This is a genomic window from Geodermatophilus sp. SYSU D00525 (assembly GCF_054050475.1).
This window is the reverse complement of the sequence record NZ_JBJGZK010000030.1, coordinates 1-17,472: the sequence shown is the minus strand read 5'-3', so window position 1 is coordinate 17,472 and position 17,472 is coordinate 1. Positions and strand designations below refer to the sequence as shown.

Sequence of the window (17,472 nt, the reverse complement as noted above, 5' to 3'; positions counted from 1 at the left end):
GTGGTCTCGGGAGCGGGGGCCGGAGGCTCCCCGACCGGGACCACGGAGCGGCTCAACGGCGGTCGGGGACGGCACGTGGCCGCGGTGTCGGCCGGTAGGCCGACGGTGTCGTCGCCCTGGCCGGGAGCAGGGCGACGACGGCGAGGGTCGTCAGCAGGTACAGGTCCTCGACCAGGATCCCCGGGACGCCGAGGTCGTGGTGGTGGCCCGGGTCGGCCTCCGCGAACCAGATCGACGACGACGCCAGCACCAGCCCGGTGACGACGGCGAGCACCGCGGCCGCCCGGCGCCCGGTCAGCTGTTCCGGGGCCGCCGGGCGGCCCGCGGCGACGTCCACGAGGACGAGCAGCGCCGGCACCAGCCAGACGAAGTGGTGCGACCAGGCGATCGGGCTGACCAGGCAGGCGGCCAGGCCGGTGAGGGCGACGCCGGCCAGGTCGTCACCGGCGCGGGCGGCCCGCACCGCGCGGGTGAGCACCAGCGCGAGGACGGCGACCGCGAGCACCAGCCACAGCAGCCGCGGCGGCTGCGCCGGGTCGGTGAGCCGCGCCAGCGCGCCGAGCAGCGACTGGTTGGACGTCTTGTCCAGCCGGCCGACCCGCTCGGTCTGCCACAGCGTCTCGGTGAAGAACCGCCACGAGGTCGCCGGGGCGAGGGCGAACGCCAGGCCGGTCGCGACGGCCGCGGTGCCGGTCGCGACCGCCGCCGCGCGCCAGCGCCGCGTCAGCAGCAGGTACACGACGAACAGCCCGGGTGTGATCTTGAAGGCCGCGGCCAGCCCGATGCCGACGCCGGCCCACCGCCACCCGCGGCGCAGCGCGGTGACGTCGGCCAGCACCAGCGCGAGCAGCAGCAGGTTGACCTGGCCGAAGCCGATCGTCTCCCGCACCGGTTCGAGCACGAACACCACCGGCAGGGCGGCGGCGACGGTGAACGCGACCGGCCACCCGTGCCGGCGGGCCAGGGGTGCGACCAGCCACGCGGTGATCCCGGCCAGCACCAGCAGGTTGAGCCCGGCGTGCACCGCCGCGACCGCCTCGATCGACAGCAGCGTCATCGGCAGCACCGCCAGCGCCGCGAACGGCGGGTAGGTGAAGCCGTAGTCGGTGCGGCCGAACGCGTAGTCGTAGAGCGGCCGGCCCGAGCGCCACCACTCGACCGCGCCGTCGTAGACCCGCAGGTCGAACCAGTTGTGCCAGGGGTCGTTGGGACCCAGCGCCGAGGCCAGCCCGGCCAGCACCGCCAGCGCGAGGACGACGGCGACCTGCGCGGCGACCCGCCACCCGGCCCCCGGACGGCCGACGGGTGCCACGTCCCTCAGCGCGGCCCGCTCAGCGCCGGAGCAGCAGCTCGGCGATCTGGACGGTGTTGAGCGCCGCGCCCTTGCGCAGGTTGTCGTTGCTGACGAACAGCACCAGACCGCGGTCGTCGTCGACGCTCCGGTCCTGCCGGATGCGCCCGACGTAGCTGGGGTCCTGCCCGGCGGCCTGCAGCGGCGTCGGCACGTCGGTGAGCTGCACGCCGGGCGCCCCGGTGAGCAGCTCGGTGGCGCGGGCGACCGGCAGCGGCCGGGCGAACTCGACGTTGAGCGACAGCGAGTGCCCGGTGAAGACCGGCACGCGCACGCAGGTGCCCGAGACCCGCAGGTCGGGGATGCCGAGGATCTTGCGGCTCTCGTTGCGGAGCTTCTGCTCCTCGTCGGTCTCCAGCGAGCCGTCGTCGACGACGCTCCCCGCCAGCGGCAGCACGTTGAACGCGATCGGGCGCACGTACTTCTGCGGCTCGGGGAAGGCCACCGCCGCGCCGTCGTGGGTGAGCTCGGCGGCCTTGTCGGCGACCGCCCGCACCTGCCCGTCGAGCTCCTCGACGCCGGCCAGGCCGCTGCCGGAGACCGCCTGGTAGGTGCTCGCGACCAGCCGGACCAGCTGCGCCTCGTCGTGCAGCGGCTTGAGCACCGGCATCGCGGCCATCGTGGTGCAGTTCGGGTTGGCGACGATCCCCTTGGGGATCTCGGCCAGCGCCTGCGGGTTGACCTCGGCGACGACGAGCGGCACGTCGGGGTCCCGGCGCCACGCGGAGCTGTTGTCGACGACGGTCACGCCGGCCTCGGCGAACCGCGGCGCCTGCGCCCGCGAGGTGCTCGCGCCCGCGGAGAACAGGGCGACGTCGAGCCCGGTGGGGTCGGCGGTGGCGGCGTCCTCGACGGTGATCTCGCCGTCGCCCCAGGGCAGGGTGCTGCCGGCGCTGCGGGCACTCGCGAAGTACCGCAGCTCGGCGAGCGGGAACTGCCGCTCGGCGAGGATCCGGCGCATGACGGCGCCGACCTGGCCGGTGGCGCCGACGATCCCGACGCGCAGGCCGTCGCGCTTGAAGGTGCTCATCGTCCGGTCCCTCCGTAGACCACGGCCTCCTCCTCGTCGGAGCCGAGGTCGAAGGCGTCGTGCACCGCGCGGACGGCGAGGTCGACGTCGCTGTCGCGGCAGACCACGGAGATGCGGATCTCCGAGGTGCTGATGAGCTCGAGGTTGACGCCGGCGTCGGCCAGGGCGCCGAAGAAGCGGGCCGAGACGCCGGGGTGGCTGCGCATGCCGGCGCCGACCAGGCTGACCTTGCCGATGTGCTGGTCGAAGCGGACGTCGCTGTAGCCGACGGTGTGCTTGACCTTCTCCAGCGCGGCGATCGCGGCCGGGCCGTCGCTCTTGGGCAGCGTGAAGGAGATGTCGGCGAGCTTGCTGGCCTCGGCCGACACGTTCTGCACGATCATGTCGATGTTGATCTCGGCGTCGGCGAGCACGCGGAAGATCTGCGCGGCCTCGCCCGGCCGGTCCGGCACGCCGTAGACGGTGATCTTGCCCTCGCTGCGGTCGTGCGCGACGCCGGTGATGATCGCCTGTTCCACGCTGAGGTCCTCCATCGAGCCGGTCACCACGGTGCCGGGGAGCTGTGAGTAGGAGCTGCGGACGTGCACCGGGATGCCGTAGCGGCGGGCGTACTCGACGCAGCGGAGCATGAGCACCTTCGCGCCGGAGGCCGCCAGCTCGAGCATCTCCTCGTAGGTGACCGTCTCCAGCCGGCGGGCGTTGGGGACGATCCGCGGGTCGGCGGTGAACACGCCGTCGACGTCGGTGTAGATCTCGCAGACGTCCGCCTGCAGGGCCGCGGCGACGGCGACGGCGGTGGTGTCCGACCCGCCGCGGCCGAGCGTGGTGACGTCCTTGGTGTCCTGGCTGACGCCCTGGAAGCCGGCGACGATGACGACCGAGCCCTCGTCGAGCGCGGAGCGCAGCCGGCCGGGCGTGACGTCGATGATCCGCGCCTTGCCGTGGCTGGAGGTCGTGATCACCCCGGCCTGCGAGCCGGTGAACGAGCGGGCCTCGTAGCCGTGCGTGCTGATCGCGATGGCCAGCAGCGCCATGGAGATGCGCTCGCCCGCGGTGAGCAGCATGTCCAGCTCGCGGCCGGGCGGTTCGTCGGTGATCTGCGCGGCCTGGTCGAGCAGCTCGTCGGTGGTGTCGCCCATCGCCGAGACCACGACGACGACGTCGTTGCCGGCCTTCTTCTCCGCGACGATGCGCTCCGCGACGCGCTTGATGTGGGCGGCGGAGGCCACGGAGGAGCCACCGTACTTCTGCACGACGAGGGCCACGGGTCCACAGGCTACCGATGCCGGCCTCCTCCCCCGTGAATCAGCCCGGCGCGGTCCCGTTGCGTCCCGCCGCCGCGGGCGATGTGATCACCGGGTGACCGCTCCCGAGGACTGGCTGCTCAGCGCCGAGGAGCGAGGTAACACGGCCACGGAGCTACCGGCCTGGACCGAGGGCAACCTCGCCGTGCCGCTGGTGCACGGCGCCACCTACTTCGACCGGCTGGTCGAGTGCGTCGAGGGGCTCGACGAGGGCGACCACCTGTTCTTCACCGACTGGCGCGGCGACCCCGACGAGGAGCTGCGCCCCGGTGGGCCGACCGTCGCCCAGCTGTTCACCGAGGCGGTGCGCCGCGGGGTGACCGTGCGCGGTCTGGTCTGGCGCTCGCACGTGGACTGGCTGTCGTTCAGCGCCCGCGAGAACCGGGCCCTGGACCGCGAGGTCGAGGACGGCGGCGGCCTGGTGGTGCTCGACCAGCGGGTGCGCCGCGGGGGCAGCCACCACCAGAAGCTCGTCGTCTGCCGGCACGACCAGGACCCGACCAAGGACACCGCCTTCGTCGGCGGGATCGACCTGTGCCACAGCCGCCGCGACGACGCCGACCACCGCGGCGACCCGCAGACGCTGCCGATGGCCGCGGCGTACGGCCCCACCCCACCCTGGCACGACGTGCAGCTGATGGTCCGGGGTCCGGCGGTCGCGGCCCTGGACACGGTGTTCCGCGAGCGGTGGGACGACCCCACCGACCCCGACGAGGGCAACCCGATCGCGCACGTCGTCGACCGGTTCCGCCGGGGCCGCATGTTCGCCGACCCGCTGCCGCCACAGCTGCCGGCCCCGCCGCCGACGGGACCGCACCTGGTGCAGAACCTGCGGACCTACCCGGCGATCCGGCCGCGTTACGACTTCGCCCCCGACGGCGAGCGGTCGGTCGCCCGCGGCTACTCGAAGGCGATCCGGCGGGCGCGGCGGCTGATCTACCTCGAGGACCAGTACATGTGGTCGGCCGAGGTGGCCGAGCTGTTCGCCGACGCGTTGCGCCAGCACTCCGACCTGCACCTGGTCGTCGTCGTGCCGCGGGTGCCCGACCAGGACGGCGCGATCGCCCAGCGGCCGCAGTACGTGGGGCGCTGGCAGGCGATCGAGATGTGCCGCCGGGCCGGCCGGGACCGGGTGCACGTGTACGACGTCGAGAACCACGAGGGGACGCCGGTCTACGTGCACGCGAAGGTCTGCGTGGTCGACGACGTGTGGGCCAGCGTGGGCAGCGACAACTTCAACCGCCGCTCCTGGACCCACGACAGCGAGCTGTCCTCGGCCGTCCTCGACACCACGCTCGACCCCCGCGAGCCGCGCGACCCGGCCGGCACCGGCGACGGCGCCCGGACCTTCGCCCGCGACCTGCGGCTGGTGCTCGCCCGCGAGCACACCGACCGGGCCGAGGACGGCAGCGAGGACGCCGACCTGCTCGACCCGGCCACGTTCGTCGCGACCCTCGACGCCTCGGCCGACGCGCTCGACGCCTGGTACGACGGCGGCCGCCACGGCCCCCGCCCGCGCGGCCGGCTGCGCCACCACCGCCCCGAGCGGCTGTCGCTGACCACCCGGCTGTGGGCGACGCCGCTGTACCGCCTCGTCGACGACCCCGACGGCCGCCCGCTCCGCCTCCGCCGCCGCCGCGAGTTCTGAGCACCCGGGTCCTGAGCACCCGGACGCCCCAGCGGCCCAGCCGCCCGGTCCCGGCACGCCCTGCCCCACGAGTCCGACCGGCCGCTCCCGGCGCACCCCACTCGCCCGTGCCGACCCGGGCAGCACCTCCTCCCGAGCGAGCTCGTGCTCTGCCCCCGCACACGGGGCAGAGCACGAAGGGAGACGGGCACGTGTACACCACAGGATCTCGTGCTCTGCCCGCGTCTGTGGGCAGAGCACGAGCTTCCCCAGGTGCACCTGCCGACCCCCGCGTCCGACGCACGGGCCCAAGCTCGGCGCGTGGCCGACTTCGACCTCACCGGCGTCCTGCGACGCATCCGCAGGACCGCGGACCTGTCGCAGCGTGAGCTGGCGGGGACGGTCGGGCTGTCCAAGTCGACCATCGCGGCGATCGAGGCCGGGACGCGCGGGCTCGACGCCCGCGTGCTGGCCCGGCTGGCGGCCGTCGCGGGGCTGCGGCTGGCGCTGCTGGACGCCGAGGGGCGGGAGGTGGCGCCGATGGACGGCGCGGCGGTCCGGGACGAGGGCGACCGGCACTTCCCGGCGCACCTCGACACCCGGCACGGCGACGACGGCTGGTGGCACGGGCCGCACCGGTACGACCGCACGCCGGTCACCTACACGTTCACCCGCGACCGGTGGAGCAGGGACGAACGCCGCCGGAGACGCGGGACGCCGGAGGACCACCAGCTCCCCCGGCCCGGGGACGGCCTGGCCGACCGGGCCGCAGCCCGGCGGGCGGCCGCGGAGAGGGCCCGCGCGGAGGACCTGGAACGCCGGCGGGCCGCCGGGCTGCTCCCGCCGCCCCCGCCGGAGTTCCGCTGCGTCTGCCCTCCGGCCTGCGACGACCTGCTGCTCGACGAGCTCCCGCCGGCACCGGGACGGCCGGCGCCGCCTGCACCGCACGCGCCGGACTGCGCGTGTGGCTGCGACCTCGGCTGACCCGCTGCTACCGTGGGCTCCGTGCGCGGCAGCCTCCTGCTTACCCGCCGCGGCGAGGCCTCCTCCTAGGTCGGCTCCCTCGCCGCGGAGATCCTGCCGTGGTCGATGACGTCCCGGTGCCCGCTGACCGCCCCCCAGGAGCGACAGTCCAGCCCGCGCCAGAGGAGTCATCCCACCGTGACCAGCCCGCAGCACCCGCACGCCCGCAACCCCCAGCGCCCCTCGGGGATGCCGATCTCCCGCTACGCCCCGTTCCAGCCGGTCGACCTGCCCGACCGCACCTGGCCGGAGAAGGTCACCACGGTGGCCCCGCGCTGGTGCGCCGTCGACCTGCGTGACGGCAACCAGGCCCTGATCGACCCGATGAGCCCCGACCGCAAGCGCCGGATGTTCGAGTTGCTGGTGCGGATGGGCTACAAGGAGATCGAGGTCGGCTTCCCGGCGGCCAGCCAGACCGACTACGACTTCGTCCGCCAGCTCGTCGAGGACGACCTGGTACCCGACGACGTCACGATCCAGGTCCTCACGCAGGCCCGGGACGAGCTGATCGAGCGCACCTTCGAGTCGCTGCGCGGCGCCGAGCAGGCGATCGTCCACCTCTACAACTCGACCAGCACGCTGCAGCGCCGCGTCGTCTTCGACAGCGACCGCGCCGGCATCGTCGACATCGCCGTCCACGGCGCCCAGCTGGTGCGCAAGCTGGCCGAGCAGGCCGGCGACACCGAGATCCGCTTCGAGTACAGCCCCGAGTCCTTCACCGGCACCGAGCTGGACTTCGCCCTCGAGATCTGCAACGCCGTCACCGACGTCTGGGAGCCGACCCCCGACCGGCCGACCATCCTCAACCTCCCGGCGACCGTCGAGATGGCCGAGCCGACCGTCTACGCCGACCAGGTCGAGTGGATGCACCGCAACCTGGGCCGCCGCGACGCCGTCGTGCTGAGCCTGCACCCGCACAACGACCGCGGGACCGCCGTCGCCGCCGCCGAGCTGGGCTACCGCGCCGGCGCCGACCGCATCGAGGGCTGCCTGTTCGGCAACGGCGAGCGCACCGGCAACGTCGACCTGGTCACCCTGGGCCTGAACCTGTTCAGCCAGGGCATCGACCCGCAGATCGACTTCTCCGACATCGACGACATCCGCCGCACCGTCGAGTACTGCAACCAGCTCGGCGTGCACGAGCGGCACCCCTACGGCGGCGACCTGGTCTACACCGCCTTCTCCGGCTCCCACCAGGACGCCATCAACAAGGGCTTCAAGGCCCTCGAGGCCGACGCGGCCGCCGCCGGGACGCCGGTCGAGCAGATGCCGTGGGCGGTGCCGTACCTGCCGATCGACCCCAAGGACGTCGGCCGCAGCTACGAGGCGGTCATCCGGGTCAACAGCCAGTCCGGCAAGGGCGGCGTGGCCTATGTCATGAAGACCGAGAACCACCTCGACCTGCCCCGGCGGCTGCAGATCGAGTTCAGCGGCGTCGTCCAGCGGCACACGGACGACGAGGGCGGGGAGGTCACCGCCCAGCAGATGTGGGCCGCGTTCACCAGCGAGTACCTGCCCGACCCCGACGCCCCGTGGGGCCGGTTCGCCCTCACCGGCCACCGGCACACCGCCCACGGCGAGCAGCTCGACGAGATGGTGGTCGAGCTGACCGCCGACGGCGTACCGGTCACCGTGCAGGGCCGCGGCAACGGTCCGATCGCCGCGTTCGTCGACGCGCTGAAGACCCTCGACGTCGACGTCCGGGTCCTGGACTACGCCGAGCACGCGCTGTCCGCCGGTGGCGACGCCCGCGCCGCCGCCTACGTCGAGTGCGCCGTCGGCGAGCGCGTGCTGTGGGGCGTGGGCATCGACCCGAACATCGTCAGCGCCTCGCTGCGCGCCGTCGTCTCGGCGGTCAACCGGGCCCTGCGCTGAGGACCCGGGGCTCCGTGGCGTCAGTCGCCGCGGAGCCCCGGGTCCGCGTCCCGGCCGGCGTGCTCGGCCACCTCGTCGACCACCAGCAGGTCCCGGCGCACGTGCCGGCGGCGGTAGGCGATCCGGCTGACCATGTGCGCCGACAGCGGCGCGGTCAGCACCTGCAGCATCGCCACCAGCAGCAGGGCCCACATCGCGGGCGTCCCGGCCAGCCTGATCGCCCCGCCGACCAGCACCAGCAGCAGCCCGGTGACCTGCGGCTTCGTGGCCGCGTGCAGGCGGGTCAGCACGTCCGGGAAGTGCAGCAGCCCGAGCCCCGCGGTGAAGGCGAGGAACGACCCGAGCAGCAGGCAGACGGTCGCGACGACGTCGAGGACGGCGTTCACGGCCGCTCCTCCCCCACCGGGTCCTCGCCCGGGGGCCGGTCGAGCACCATGCCGCCGACGTAGCGGACCACCGCGATCGCGCCGATGTAGCCCAGCAGCGCCACGACGACGAGTACCGGCACCACCGACGCGTCGCGGGACAGCGCCACGTGCACGCCGAGCCCGCCGGCCACGATCACCAGCATCGCGTCGCCGGCCACGACCCGGTCCAGCAGCGACGGGCCGCGGACCAGCCGCACCAGCGCGAGCAGCGCCCCCGCCCCGAGGAAGGCGAACGCCACGACGGCCACCCAGCTCACCGCGCCACCTCCGCAGGCTCCGCGTCCAGCGCGGCGCGCTCGCGGGACCGGCCGAACGCCCGCACCACCCGGTCCTCCATGGCCAGCACGCCCGCGCGCTGGCGCTCGAGGTCGTCGCGGTCGCGGACCTCGAGCAGGTGGACGGCGAGCACCCGGTGCTCGCGGTCCAGGTCGAGCACCACCGACCCGGGCACCAGGCTGAGCGCCTCGCTGGTGACCGCGAGCAGCAGGTCGGAGTCGGTGCGCAGCTGCACCCGGATGACGGCACTGCGCAGCGGCGGGCCCGGCCGCAGCGCGCGCCAGGCCACCTGCGCGCTGGAGACGGCGAGGTCGACGGCGAACACCGCGAGGAAGCGCAGCAGCGCGAGCGGACGGATCCGGACGTTCTCCACCACCGCCGGCAGCGGCACCACCCGGGTGACCAGGACGGCGACCAGCACGCCGCCCAGCACGTTCGCCCACGACCAGGTGCCCCACAGCAGCACCCAGACCAGGACCAGCCAGACCAGCGCGGGCAGCTGGCGCAGCAGGTGGCGGGCGCGGTCGGTCACCGCTCCCCCTCGACGGCCGAGCGGTAGGGCCCGCGGTCGAGCAGGTCGGTGGCGGCGCGGTCGGCCAGGCCGTAGAGCGGGCCGGCCAGCACGGTGAGGGCGACGGTCAGCGCCACCAGCGCCGTCGTCGCGCCGACCAGCAGGCGCGGCAGCCGCTCCGCGGGCTCGCCCGGGTGCTCGTCGGGCTCCTCGGGCCCCTCGGACGCCGTCGCCACGGCCACCTGGCGCTGCCACGCCGACGACGGCCGGGCGACGCCGTTCCCCGAGGGGCGGGCCCCGGCCGGGCGCGGCCCCGCGTCCGCCGCCGCGGCGGCCGCGGTGTCGGCGCCGGGCTCCTGCGCCCGCGGCCGCCAGAAGGCGCGGGTCCACACCCGGGCCACCGCCAGCAGGGTGAGCAGGCTGGTCACCAGCCCGGCGCCGACCAGCACCAGCGCCAGGGGGCGGCCGTCGGCGACCCCCGCCTGCACCAGCCCCAGCTTGCCGAGGAACCCCGACAGCGGCGGGATGCCGGCCAGGTTCAGCGCCGGCAGCAGGTACAGCACCGCGAGCAGCGGGGAGGCGGCGGCCAGGCCGCCGAGCCGGCGGATCGACGTCGACCCGCCGGTGCGCTCGACCAGCCCGGCGACGAGGAACAGCGTGGTCTGGACGACGATGTGGTGGACGACGTAGAAGACCGCGGCGGTCAGCCCGGCGACGCTGCCCAGCGCGATGCCGAACACCAGGTAGCCGATGTGGCTGACCAGCGTGAAGGACAGGATCCGGCGCAGGTCGGTCTGCGCGACCGCACCGAGGATGCCGACGACCAGCGTGGCCAGCGCCGCCGCCATCAGCAGGGTGTCCAGCGCGCCGTCGGGGAACAGCAGCGTCTGCGTGCGGATGATCGCGTAGACGCCGACCTTGGTGAGCAGCCCGGCGAACACCGCGGTCACCGGCGCCGGCGCGGTCGGGTAGCTGTCGGGCAGCCACGCCGAGAGCGGGAAGACGGCGGCCTTGATGCCGAAGGCGATGAGCAGCAGCGCGTGCAGCAGCGTGCGGGTGCCCTCGGGGACCTCGGCCAGCCGCACCGACAGGTCGGCCATGTCCACGGTGCCGGTGGCCGCGTACACCAGGCCGATCGCGGCGAGGAACAGCAGCGACCCGACCAGGCTGACCACGACGTAGGTGATCCCGCCGCGCACCCGCGGCGCCGACCCGCCGAGGGTGATGAGCACGTAGCTGGCGGTCAGCAGCACCTCGAAGCCGACGTAGAGGTTGAACAGGTCGCCGGAGAGGAACGCGAACCCGACGCCGGCCATGAGCACGAGGAACGTCGGGTGGAAGATCGACACCGGCGCCTGCTCCCCGCCGTCGGCGGCGCCCTGGCCGACGGCGAACAGCAGCACCCCGAGGCCCACGGTGTGCGCCACCACCAGCATCAGCGCCGACAGCCGGTCGACGACCAGAGAGATCGCCTGCGGCACCGGCCAGTCGCCGACCGCCACCGCGACCGCCCCCGACCGGTCGGCGAGGACCAGCAGGGTCGCGGACACGCCCAGGACCGCGGCGAGCACCGCGACGCTGAGCGTCCGCTGGGTCCGCGTGTGGCGGCTGAGCAGCAGCGAGACGGCGGCGCCCAGCAGCGGCAGGACCACCGGCAGCGGCGCGAGGACCCGGATCACCGCGACCGCCGTCGCGCCGGGGGCAGGTCGACGTCGTCCGCGGGGGTGCCCGGCGGCAGCTGCCCGCGGCGCCGGGGCGGCTCGGCGTGGAAGGGCCGCCGGTCCTCGGCGGCGAGCCGGTCCGGGTCGATCTCGTCGGGGTCCTCGCGGCCGGAGCGGCGGCCCTCGCGGGTGGCCAGCCGGCGGTCCTCCTCGTCGGCCTCCACCGCCTCCTGGCGGGCCAGCCGCCACGAGCGGTGGATCACCGCGAGCAGGAACGCCGAGACGCCGAAGGTGATGACGATCGAGGTGAGCACGAACGCCTGCGGCAGCGGGTCGGCGGTGTCGCCGTCGCCGCGGCCGAGCAGCGGCGCGCTCCCGGCCGGGCCCGCGGCGCTGATCAGCAGCAGGTTGGTGGCGTTGCCCAGCAGCAGGAAGCCGAGCAGCACCCGGGTGAGGCTGCGGTCGAGCAGCAGGAAGACCCCGGCGGCGTACAGGCCGCCGATGACCACAGGCAGGACGACGGTCGGCGTCACCGGGCCACCACCTCCCCCGGCGCGATCTCGACCGGGTCGTCCTCGTCCTCCTGGCGGTCGAGCTCGGCGCCGAGGCTGCGCAGCACGTCGAGCACCAGGCCGACGACGACCAGGTAGACGCCGACGTCGAAGAACAGGGGCGAGACGAGCTTGACGTCGCCGAGGACGGGCAGCGTCCACTCCCAGTAGGTGGACTCCAGCTCCTGCCCGCCCAGCAGGAGCGCGGCGACGCCGGTGCCGCCGGCCAGCAGCAGGCCCGCGCCGAGCAGCCGGCCGGGGTCCAGGGGAGCCGCCTCGCCGAGCTCGTAGCGGCCGCCGGCCAGGTAGCGCAGCACCAGCGCGAGCCCCGCGACCAGGCCGCCGGCGAACCCTCCGCCGGGCTGGTTGTGGCCGGCGAACAGCAGGTACAGCGAGAAGACCAGGACGGTGTGGAACAGCATCCGGACGACGACCTCGAGCACCACCGACCGGCGCCGCGGGTCGAGCGTGGCGCCGGCGGCCAGCCACTCCCCGACCGGCGCCCGCCGGGACGGCCCGGCGGCCTGGTCCTCGCGCTCGGCCCGCTCGATCGCCCCGCTGCGCCGCCGCAGGAAGACCAGGCTGGCCACGCCGGTGGCGGCGACGATGAGCACCGAGATCTCCCCGAAGGTGTCCCAGGCGCGGATGTCGACCAGGGTCACGTTGACGACGTTGTCCCCCTCCGCCTCCTCGGCGAGCCGGGCGTACTCGTCGGACACCGGCGGCGCGTCGCGGGCGGCCAGCGCTACGGCGGAGACCGCGCCCATCAGCAGGCCGACGCCGACGGCGAGCAGGCCGCGGCCGGTGCGCTCCCGGCGGCGGTGCCGCTCGGACACGTCCTTGGGCAGCTTCCGCAGCACCAGGACGAACACCACGATCGTGACCGTCTCGACGAGGAACTGGGTGAGCGCGAGGTCCGGCGCACCGGCGATCACGAAGAACACCGCCAGCCCGTAGCCGGTGACGCCGACGACCAGCGCCGCCGAGAGCCGCTGGCGCACCCGCACCGCCATCGCCGCGGCGAGCAGCACGACGACGCCGACCAGCACCTGGACGGGGGTGTCCCAGGCCCGCCACTGCGCCGGCCGCTCCGCGACGGTGGTGAGCAGCGCGCCCGGCAGCAGGACGACCGCGGTGAGGATGGTGCCGAGGTAGGCCGGCAGCGACCCGCGCTGCGTCGTCCCGGTGACGAGGACGGCGAGCCGGTCGACGCCCTGCAGCACGTTCCAGTAACCCTCGTCGGCCGACGCCCGGACCGTGAGCCGCCGCTGCACCCGGGCCACCGCCGCGCGCCCGGCGAACAGCGCCGCACCGCCGAGCAGGGTGAGCGCCGACAGGGCCAGGGCCGGCTGGAGCCCGTGCCACAGCGCGAGCTCCTCCACCTCCGGGGCGTAGGTGGGCAGCTCGTCGGCGTAGCGGCCGACGACCGGCTCGAGGCCCTTGGCGAGGACGCCACCCGCGAGGCCGAGGACGGCGAGGACGACCGGGGCGGCGAGGAACAGCGGCCCCGGCGGGTGCGCCACCTCGGTGGCCGGGCGGCCGGGCTTCGCCGCGAACGCGCCCCACAGGAAGCGCAGCGTGTAGCCGACGGTGAGCACCGACCCGAGCACCAGCCCGGCGAGGACCAGCAGCGCGGCGGTGCGGCCGGGCAGGCCGCCGTCGAGCAGCGCGGTGAACGCCGCCTCCTTGCCGACGAAGCCGAGCAGCGGCGGCAGCCCGGCCATCGACGCCGCGGCCAGGCCGGCGACGGCGGCGACCACCGGCATCCGGCGGCCGAGGCCGGACAACTCCCGCAGGTCGCGGGTGCCGGTGGCGTGGTCGACGACGCCGACGGTGAGGAACAGCGTGGACTTGAACAGCCCGTGGGCGAGCACCATGGCCAGCCCGGCGCGGGCGAGCTCAGCGCTGCCGGCGCCGACCAGCGTGGTGAGGAACCCGAGCTGGCTGACCGTGCCGAAGGCGAGCAGCAGCTTGAGGTCGGACTGGCGCAGCGCCCGGTAGCCGCCGACCAGCATCGTGGCCACACCCAGGCCGAGCACCAGCGGCCGCCAGCCGGGCAGGTCCGCGACGCCGGGCGCCAGGCGCGCGACCAGGTAGACGCCGGCCTTCACCATGGCCGCCGCGTGCAGGTAGGCGCTCACCGGCGTCGGCGCCTCCATGGCCGCCGGCAGCCAGAAGTGGAACGGCACCAGCGCGGACTTGGTCACCGCGCCGGCCAGCACGAGCAGCACCCCGGCGACGACGGCCGGCCCGCCGCCGGGGTCGGCGACGATCGCCGACAGCCGCGACGTGCCCGTGGCGTGCGCCAGCACGACCAGCCCGGCCAGCATCGCCAGGCCGCCGGCGGTGGTGAGCACCAGCGCCTGGCTGGCCGCCCGCCGCGCCGCCAGCGACCTCCCCGACCCGCCGATGAGCAGGAAGGAGAAGACCGTCGTCAGCTCCCAGGCGACGTAGAGCAGGTAGACGTCGTCGGCGAGGACCAGCGCCAGCATGGAGCCGGCGAAGGCGGTCAGGCAGCCGGCCAGCCGACCGGTGCCCTCGTCGTCCGGCTCCACGTAGCGGCTGCAGTAGAGGAGCACCAGCGCCCCGACGCCGGTGACCAGCCCGGCGAACACGAGGGCGAGCGGGTCCAGCCGCAGCGCGACCGACAGGTCGAGCTCCGGCACCCAGGGCACGGTCTCGCGGACGTCGCCGCCGGACGCGACCGCCGACAGCTGCGCGAGCGTCCAGGCCAGCCCGGCCGCGGGCACCAGCGCGAGGGCGAGGAAGGCGTTGCGTCCCCACCACCGCACCAGCACCGGCGCCGCCAGGGCGGCCACCAGGTGCGCGAGCAGCAGTGCGATCACGGGGCTCCCGGGTCGGCGGCGGAGGGGAGCACGCGACGACGGCGGTGCGGCGGCGTCGCCCCCTCATGGGGGTACCGCCGCTCCCGCGCCGGGAAACCGACGGCGGGGAGGACCGGGTCACCTACCCGGCGTCACCAGCCCCGACTCGTAGGCGAAGGCCACCGCCTGCACCCGGTCGCGCAGGCCCAGCTTCAGCAGCACCCGGCTGACGTGCGTCTTCACCGTCGCCTCGCCGAGGTACAGCCGCGCGGCGATCTCGGCGTTGGACAGCCCGGCCGCGACCAGCGCCAGGACGTCGGTCTCCCGCTCGGTCAGCCGGGCGAGCTCGGCGGCGCGGCCGGGGTCGGGCGCGGGCGCGGCGGCGAAGGACCGGATCACCCGCAGCGTCACTGCCGGGTCGAGCAGCCCCTGCCCGGCGGCCACGGTGCGCACCGCGGCGACCAGGTCCTCGGGCGGGGCCACCTTGAGCAGGAACCCGCTGACCCCGGCGCGCAGCGCGGCGGCCACGTACTCGTCCTCGTCGAAGGTGGTGAGGACGACGACGCGCGTGGGCAGGCCGGCCTCGGCGATCCGCCGCGCGGCCTCCAGCCCGTCCATGCCGGGCATCCGGACGTCGAGCAGCACCACGTCGGGCGCGAGCTCGGTGACCACCCGGACGCCGCCGGCGCCGTCGCCGGCCTCCCCGACCACCTCGATGTCGGGCTCGGCGGCGAGGACCATCCGCAGGCCGGTGCGGATCATCGACTGGTCGTCGACCAGCACCACCCGGATCGTCACGCGCCCACCGCCGCGGGCGCGGTCGCCGGCGCGGGCACCGGGAAGCCGGCCCGGACCCGGTAGCCGCCGCGGACCGGCCCCACCGAGAGGTCGCCGCCGGCCACGGCCACCCGCTCGCGCATGTGCACCTGGCCGTGGCCGCCGGTGCGGGGGGCCGGCGGTGGCACGGGGACCCGCGGCCGGCCGTCGTCGGTGACGGTCACGGTGACCCGGCCCGGCGTCCAGGCGACCTCGACCCGCGTGGCCGCGGCACCGGCGTGCCGGACGACGTTGGACAGCGCCTCCTGGACCACGCGGACGGCCGCGACGTCGACCAGCGGCGGCAGCTCGGCCGGCTCACCGGTGACGACGTGCTGCACGGGCATCCCGCCGGCGCGCAGCTCGGCGAGCACGGCGTCGAGGCGGGACAGCGACGGCTGCGGCGCCGGGTCCCCGCTGCCGGACTCGCGGAGGATGCCGACCACCCGGCGCATCTCGTCGACCGACTCGCGGCCGAGCCGCTCGAGGCCGAGCAGCACCTCCTGCGCCTCGGGGTGGTCGGGCAGCAGCCGGCGCAGGCCGCCCATCTGCAGCACCATCACGCTCACCGCGTGCGCCACCGAGTCGTGCACCTCCCGGGCGATGCGCGCCCGCTCGGCCACCACCGCGGCGCCGGCCACCGCCTCCTGCTGCTCGGCCAGCCGCGCGGCGAGCGCCTGCAGCGCCAGCGAGCGCTGGTGCGACTGCCGCACGAGGACCCCGACGGCCCAGGCGGTGCCGGTGACGACGAGGTAGAAGACGCTCTCCCAGGTCGACGGGCCGAACACGATCCCGCTGACCACCACGACCAGCGTCGCGACGGCGGCCGCGCGCAGCCCCCGCCGCACCGGCAGCACCGCGGCGGCGTGCCCGACGAGCACCGCCATGGCGATCAGCTGGGCGCCGCCGGGACCGGGCGTCCCGAGCGCGTAGTTGCCGAGCACGCTGAGCCCGCCGGCCACCGCGGCCGCCTCGGGCCACCGGGTGCCCAGGGCCACCACCGCGCCGACGACGACGCCGGGCACCGCGGTGACCAGCGGGAAGCGGTGGGTCTCGTCGATCGCCGTCTCCACGACCGCCAGCACCGCGAGCAGCAGCCCGAGGGCCGGCCAGACCAGGCGGCGGAGGGACGGGGAGGCGGACCAGCGGGGCACGGCGAGCACGGTAGGGGCCCGCGGGGGCGCCCGGGATCCCCCGCGCGGCCGATGGACACCCGCCGTCCCTCCTCCTCGCGGCGGAGGACGGTCGGTCCGCCGGGACGGACGTGCCGGAGGGCCCCGCGGCCGGAGAGTCCTCGCCGACGCACCGCAGCGAGCGGTGCCCCGACCGACGAGGACCGATGACCACCTCCGCGCTCCCCACCCGCACCACCACCACCTCCGAGGCGCGCCCGGCCCGCAGCGCCGGCTCGCTGATGCTGCCGATCGCCGGCGCCGCCCTGGTCGGCGGCTCGCTGCTCTACGTCGCCGGCCTGGCCACCTCCCCGCCGCAGGCCTCCCCGGCCGACGCCGACTACATCGCCTCCCTGGCCGCCGACGAGGGGCAGACGGCGCTGTCGGCGCTGCTGCTGCACTACGGCAACATGGCCCTCGCACTGGCCTGGCTGGCCGCCCCGGCGCTGGTCCGCGGCCGCCGCGGCCGGATCCCGACGATCGTCGGCGCCCTGCTGTCCGCGATCGGCCTGGTCACCGTGACGGGCATGGTGCTCTACGACTTCTGGACCGGCGGCATCGGCCAGGAGCTGCCCGCCGACACCGCGCTCGCGCTGTTCGAGTCGGTGCAGGGTCAGGCGGCCGTGGGCGTCGTCGGCACCGTGACGCTGTTCGGCCTGCTCGGCCCGCTGGTCGGCTACGCCGGCCTCGCGCGGGCCGGCGTGATCAGCTGGTGGCTGCTGGTCCCGGCCGTGGCCTGCCTGGTCGCGTCGGCGGCGCTCACCTTCACCCCGCTGCTGTACGCCGGCTTCGCGCTGGTCGGCGCCGTCCCCGCGTTCGTCGTCGGGGCGCGGATGGTGCAGCGCCGCCGCGCCGAGGCCGCCGTCGCCGCGTGAGCACGATCAGGTCAGCTGATCGTGCTGGGGGGGGGGGGGGGGGGGGGGGGGGGGGGGGGGGGGGGGGGGGGGGGGGGGGGGGGGGGGGGGGGGGGGGGCGCGGCGGCGGGGGGGGGGGCCGGGCGGCCGCCGCGCTCGCGAGGGCCT

Annotated in this window: 15 protein-coding genes; 4 read left to right on the top strand and 11 right to left on the bottom strand. The window is 75.5% G+C overall.

The annotated features are described in order from the left end of the window. Nucleotides 1-52: 52 nt before the first annotated feature. The 3 genes from ACI796_RS19795 to ACI796_RS19785 are packed head-to-tail and all read right to left on the bottom strand — an operon-like array spanning nucleotide 53 to nucleotide 3,646. Nucleotides 53-1,312 carry a glycosyltransferase 87 family protein gene (locus ACI796_RS19795; protein ID WP_456942931.1) on the bottom strand — a complete coding sequence of 420 codons (1,260 nt, stop codon included), beginning with the start codon at nucleotides 1,310-1,312 and terminating at the stop codon, nucleotides 53-55. A gap of 19 nt (nucleotides 1,313-1,331) precedes the next feature. Next, nucleotides 1,332-2,381: an aspartate-semialdehyde dehydrogenase gene (locus tag ACI796_RS19790; protein WP_456942930.1), complete on the bottom strand. Its 1,050-nt coding sequence runs from the start codon at nucleotides 2,379-2,381 to the stop codon at nucleotides 1,332-1,334. Then, nucleotides 2,378-3,646, bottom strand: a complete 1,269-nt coding sequence (locus tag ACI796_RS19785; RefSeq protein ID WP_456942929.1) for an aspartate kinase — start codon at nucleotides 3,644-3,646, stop codon at nucleotides 2,378-2,380. Before ACI796_RS19785 ends, ACI796_RS19790 begins: the two co-directional genes overlap by 4 nt. A 94-nt stretch (nucleotides 3,647-3,740) precedes the next feature. On the opposite strand from ACI796_RS19785, the gene ACI796_RS19780 reads away from it, so the two are divergent. The 3 genes from ACI796_RS19780 to leuA all read left to right on the top strand — a co-directional run bounded on the left by ACI796_RS19780 (nucleotide 3,741) and on the right by leuA (nucleotide 8,210). After that, nucleotides 3,741-5,333 carry a phospholipase D family protein gene (locus tag ACI796_RS19780; protein WP_456942928.1) on the top strand — a complete coding sequence of 531 codons (1,593 nt, stop codon included), beginning with the start codon at nucleotides 3,741-3,743 and terminating at the stop codon, nucleotides 5,331-5,333. 300 nt (nucleotides 5,334-5,633) lie between these two features. Next, nucleotides 5,634-6,296: a helix-turn-helix domain-containing protein gene (locus ACI796_RS19775; RefSeq protein ID WP_456942927.1), complete on the top strand. Its 663-nt coding sequence runs from the start codon at nucleotides 5,634-5,636 to the stop codon at nucleotides 6,294-6,296. 177 nt (nucleotides 6,297-6,473) lie between these two features. Then, nucleotides 6,474-8,210 carry a 2-isopropylmalate synthase gene (leuA, locus tag ACI796_RS19770; protein ID WP_456942926.1) on the top strand — a complete coding sequence of 579 codons (1,737 nt, stop codon included), beginning with the start codon at nucleotides 6,474-6,476 and terminating at the stop codon, nucleotides 8,208-8,210. Between the two features lie 20 nt (nucleotides 8,211-8,230). Here the strand turns inward: leuA and mnhG are convergent, their stop codons facing one another. The 8 genes from mnhG to ACI796_RS19730 form a co-directional block, all read right to left on the bottom strand. Then, nucleotides 8,231-8,596: a monovalent cation/H(+) antiporter subunit G gene (gene mnhG, locus ACI796_RS19765; RefSeq protein WP_456942925.1), complete on the bottom strand. Its 366-nt coding sequence runs from the start codon at nucleotides 8,594-8,596 to the stop codon at nucleotides 8,231-8,233. Beyond that, a complete protein-coding gene (locus ACI796_RS19760) occupies nucleotides 8,593-8,895 on the bottom strand; it encodes a monovalent cation/H+ antiporter complex subunit F (protein WP_456942924.1) in 303 nt (100 codons plus the stop codon). The genes mnhG and ACI796_RS19760 overlap by 4 nt, the downstream gene beginning before the upstream one ends. After that, nucleotides 8,892-9,446 (bottom strand): Na+/H+ antiporter subunit E, encoded by a 555-nt coding sequence (locus ACI796_RS19755; RefSeq protein WP_456942923.1) that lies wholly within the window; start codon nucleotides 9,444-9,446, stop codon nucleotides 8,892-8,894. The genes ACI796_RS19760 and ACI796_RS19755 overlap by 4 nt, the downstream gene beginning before the upstream one ends. Further along, entirely contained in the window at nucleotides 9,443-11,104 is a 1,662-nt protein-coding gene (locus ACI796_RS19750; RefSeq protein ID WP_456942922.1) for a Na+/H+ antiporter subunit D, read from the bottom strand. The genes ACI796_RS19755 and ACI796_RS19750 overlap by 4 nt, the downstream gene beginning before the upstream one ends. Then, a complete protein-coding gene (locus ACI796_RS19745; protein WP_456942921.1) occupies nucleotides 11,101-11,619 on the bottom strand; it encodes a Na(+)/H(+) antiporter subunit C in 519 nt (172 codons plus the stop codon). Before ACI796_RS19745 ends, ACI796_RS19750 begins: the two co-directional genes overlap by 4 nt. Next, complete coding sequence (locus ACI796_RS19740; protein ID WP_456942920.1) at nucleotides 11,616-14,483, bottom strand: Na+/H+ antiporter subunit A; 2,868 nt, start codon at nucleotides 14,481-14,483, stop codon at nucleotides 11,616-11,618. Before ACI796_RS19740 ends, ACI796_RS19745 begins: the two co-directional genes overlap by 4 nt. 117 nt (nucleotides 14,484-14,600) lie before the next feature. Beyond that, nucleotides 14,601-15,260, bottom strand: coding sequence for a response regulator (locus ACI796_RS19735; RefSeq protein ID WP_456942919.1), 660 nt, complete (start codon nucleotides 15,258-15,260; stop codon nucleotides 14,601-14,603). Next, nucleotides 15,257-16,432 (bottom strand): sensor histidine kinase, encoded by a 1,176-nt coding sequence (locus ACI796_RS19730; protein ID WP_456942918.1) that lies wholly within the window; start codon nucleotides 16,430-16,432, stop codon nucleotides 15,257-15,259. Before ACI796_RS19730 ends, ACI796_RS19735 begins: the two co-directional genes overlap by 4 nt. 185 nt (nucleotides 16,433-16,617) lie before the next feature. Between ACI796_RS19730 and ACI796_RS19725 the strand changes: the two genes are divergently transcribed. Next, nucleotides 16,618-17,325 carry a hypothetical protein gene (locus tag ACI796_RS19725; protein WP_456942917.1) on the top strand — a complete coding sequence of 236 codons (708 nt, stop codon included), beginning with the start codon at nucleotides 16,618-16,620 and terminating at the stop codon, nucleotides 17,323-17,325. Nucleotides 17,326-17,472 lie beyond the last annotated feature (147 nt).

What these genes read in the sequence shown, in the direction of transcription:
- ACI796_RS19790 (WP_456942930.1), bottom strand. Translation starts at nt 2,381, where the DNA reads ATGAGCACCTTCAAGCGCGACGGCCTGCGCGTCGGGATCGTCGGCGCC.
- ACI796_RS19725 (WP_456942917.1), top strand. Translation starts at nt 16,618, where the DNA reads ATGACCACCTCCGCGCTCCCCACCCGCACCACCACCACCTCCGAGGCG.